General features: G+C 70.2%; 2 protein-coding genes. Both read left to right on the plus strand.

Annotation, left to right across the window (positions count from 1 at the left end; all coding sequences use genetic code 11):
- The first annotated feature begins 266 nt into the window (after nucleotides 1-266).
- Nucleotides 267-1,634 carry an esterase-like activity of phytase family protein gene (locus ABZU99_RS34785; RefSeq protein WP_355951499.1) on the plus strand — a complete coding sequence of 456 codons (1,368 nt, stop codon included), beginning with the start codon at nucleotides 267-269 and terminating at the stop codon, nucleotides 1,632-1,634.
- Between the two features lie 879 nt (nucleotides 1,635-2,513).
- Entirely contained in the window at nucleotides 2,514-3,491 is a 978-nt protein-coding gene (locus ABZU99_RS34790; protein ID WP_356050505.1) for an iron-containing redox enzyme family protein, read from the plus strand.
- The last annotated feature ends 141 nt before the right edge of the window (nucleotides 3,492-3,632 follow it).

Genomic DNA, 3,632 nt, shown 5'->3' on the forward strand with positions numbered 1-3,632 from the left:
TGGCGAGGCATCGCCACCCGCTACGACAAGACCCCGGGGAGCTACCTCGCCGGACTCCACCTCCGGGCCTCCGTGATCTGGATCAAGGACCTCACGCGAGCGGCCTCTTGATCACGACCGAATACGCTCCCTAGGGCCGCGGTGCTCGGCGCAGGCGTTCACCCGCAAGGTGGACGGATCTTCATCAGGATTTCGCCCACCGTTCGGTATGAGGGCCCAGCCTTGGGTTGCTCCGCATCGGAGATCCTTTACACCCTGGAGGCTTGATGTCCCGCCGTGTTGTCCGTCGAGCCGTCTCCGTCGCACTGCCCGTCGCCCTGCTCGCCGCCCTCGGGGTGGTCGGCACCGCCGTCGGCGCGCCCGGGGACACCGGCCCGGCCGGGAGCCGCGACGCGGCCACGACCGGCCCCCGGATCACGGGCACCGCCACCCTCCCGGACATACCGCTCGGCACGTTCAGCAACCGCCTGCTGCCGGGCACCGTCGCCGACGACCGCGGCGTGGACCTCGGCGGCATCGGCAGCGACCTCTACCCCGCCGGGCGCCAGGGTGAGTTCTGGACGGTGACCGACCGCGGGCCCAACGGCCAGATCACGGTGAGCGGCAAGAAGCGCCGTACCTTCCCGGTGCCCGGCTTCGACCCGGCCATCGTGAAGGTACGCGCCTCCCACGGCACCCTGAAGGTCGTCGACGCCCACCCGATCACCACCCGCTCCGGCACCCCCGTCACCGGGCTGCCGAACCAGAAGGCGCGCGACGAGGCCCCCTACACCTACGACGCGCGAACACCGCTGTCCTACAACGCCAACGGCCTCGACACCGAGGGCATCGTGCGCGCCGCCGACGGCAGCTTCTGGCTGGTCGACGAGTACGGACCCTCGCTGGTGCACACCTCCAGCACCGGACGGGTCCTGGCCCGCTACGTGCCCAAGGGCCTGAACCTGACCGGCGCCGACTACCCGGTCGTCGAGGCGCTGCCCGGCATCCTGCTGCACCGCAAGGTCAACCGCGGCTTCGAAGGACTCGCGCAGCTCCCCGGCGGCGATCTGGTCCTCGCCGTGCAGAGCCCCCTGCTGGTGCCCGACAAGGCGGCGGGCGAATCCTCGCGGACCGCCCGGCTGCTCCGCTTCGCGCCGAAGGAGCAGGCGGTGACGGCGGAGTACGCCTACCGCTTCGACCCGGTGGACGTGGTCGACCCGGGCCAGACCGACACCTCGGAGCTGAAGATCTCCTCGGTGGTCGCGGTGGGCCGCGACCGGCTGATGGTCGAGGAGCGCACCGATCGCGCGGCCCGCCTCCACACGGTCCAACTGCGCCCCGGCAACAGCATCCTGGGCGGTGCCTGGGACAACCCGGCCACCTCGCCCTCCCTGGAGCAGCTCACGGACCCCGCCGGCTCCGGCGTGCCGGTGCTCCACAAGGAGCTGGTGGCCGATCTCGGCAAGGTCAAGGGCGTGCCCGGCAAGATCGAGGGCATCGCCGTCGCGGACCGGCGCACCCTGGCCCTGATCAACGACAACGACTTCGGCATGACGGACGGCCTCCAGGCCTTCGACGAGCACGGCCGACTGGTGGACAGCGACGCCGAGACCACGCTCACCTACGTCAGGCTGCCGAAGCCGCTGGGCCACTGACCCAGCGCGAAGGCCCCCCGTGCGGGTGGGGCCCTTCGGCCTTCACAGCGGTAGCGGTGGGATTCGAGCCTGGCCACACGCACCCCGGGGTATGTGCTCGCCGTCTGCGAGGTCATGACCTGACGGTCGATGAGGCGGCCGGAACCCGAGTAGGGCACTCTCGCGTTCTGGAGCTCCCGGAGAAGGTCACCTCCGCTCCCGGCGCGGCCACGGGCGTCGTTCGCGCGGTAGGTGAACAAGTGGATTTGCACGCACCCCACGTCCCATCAACTCAGCCGATCGATGAGACGCTTCCGCTGCTCCATCTCCTCCGAAAAGGTGGGGGCGATCGGGGTGTCTCGTGCTCCACAGCCCCGGTAGGCAATTCAGCGGCTCGGGTACGGGGTCGATGCCCATCAGCTCGATGACGCCGAGCGCGACGCCTCGGACGTCCACAGCCTGGCCCAGGGCGTGGACGGGGGGCGCGTTCGACGACGGTGGTCTCGGAGTCGTGGCGGTGCAGCCAGTAGGCGAGCGCGGGCCCGGCTGTTCCGCCGCCGGATATGAGAACGGGCCGACCAGCCCGGGGCGGCTCCACCGGCCCGCATTCTGGACGGGGAGAGCCTGGCCACCAGCGGTGTCGCCGCGGGACCGTAGGGCTGCACACACGGCCTTTCCCCAGGCGGCTCAGGTCGACGGTGGGCGCTGACTCGGGCCGCATCGAAAGCGGCCCCTGGAGGTTGGCCTCACCGAGACGGCTGAGGGCGGCTCCCCGCACCGCGTGGATCACGGTCAGTCGCTCGGCGCATAACGTGGAGATCTCGTGGTACCGGGATACCTGTCCGTTGTCGGCCGTTCCCTCAGCACCTCGGCGGACCCGCAGTCCCGAAGGAGCACCGGATGCCATTGCCAGCAGGACGGGGAGAGCTGTCGACCGCGCTCGTCGACGCCCTCGTACGCGAGCCCGGGGAGGCGACGCTGCCCGCGGGCCGACCGCTGCGGGAGGCGGATCCGTACGGGGACGATCTGCAGCTCGGGCTCTACCTCTGCTACGAGCTCCACTACCAGGGTTTCGCAGGGGTGGACGAGGGCTGGGAGTGGGATCCGGACCTCTTGCGGCTGCGCCAAGCGCTGGAGCGGCGTTTTCTCGATGCGCTGCGCGCCGACGCCACCGAGCACGACGAGGTGGCGACCGCACTGGAGGGGCTGCTGGTGGAGTCGCGCGATGGCGCGGGGGTGTCCCACTACCTCAGGGACGAGGGGGAGCCCTGGCAGCTGCGTGAGTACATCGCCCAGCGTTCGCTCTACCAGCTCAAGGAGGCAGATCCGCATGTGTGGGTGATCCCGCGACTGCGAGGTGAGGCCAAGGCGGCCATGGCGGCGGTGGAGTACGACGAGTTCGGCGCCGGACGCGGGGAGCGCGTGCACGCGGAGCTGTTCGCCGATTTGATGGCGGACCTGGGTCTGGACCCGACGTACAACGGTTACGCGGACGCCGCGTCGGCGCAGATGCTGGCCGTGGTCAATCTGATGTCGCTGCTGGGGCTGCACCGCGCGTTGCGCGGCGCTCTGGTGGGGCACTTCGCTACGGTCGAGATCACCTCATCGCCCTCCTCCGATCGGCTGGCCCAGGCGCTGCGCCGCATGGGCGCGGGGGAGGCGGCCGTGTTCTTCTACACCGAGCATGTCGAGGCCGACGCGGTGCACGAGCAGATCGTGCGTCATGGTGTGATCGACGGCCTGCTGCGACGCGAACCCGCGCTGGCCCCCGACGTCGCCTTCGGCGTCGACGCCACCGTCTTCCTGGAGGACCGGCTCGCCGCCCAGCTTCTGGGCGCCTGGCGCGACGGCCGCTCCTCACTGCGTATCCCGCTGTGACCTCGGCGGGCGCGGGCGGCGGTGGCTGGTGTCGCACCACGGAACAGGGGTGTTCAACTGTTCGCTCTTGCGGTCGATTGAGTGAGTGTTAGCGGGTTCAAGTGATGTTATGATCTTGTCTATGAACCTTACGGAGTGGGC

The sequence above is a fragment of the Streptomyces sp. NPDC005266 genome, from assembly GCF_040607655.1.
GTDB lineage: Bacteria > Actinomycetota > Actinomycetes > Streptomycetales > Streptomycetaceae > Streptomyces.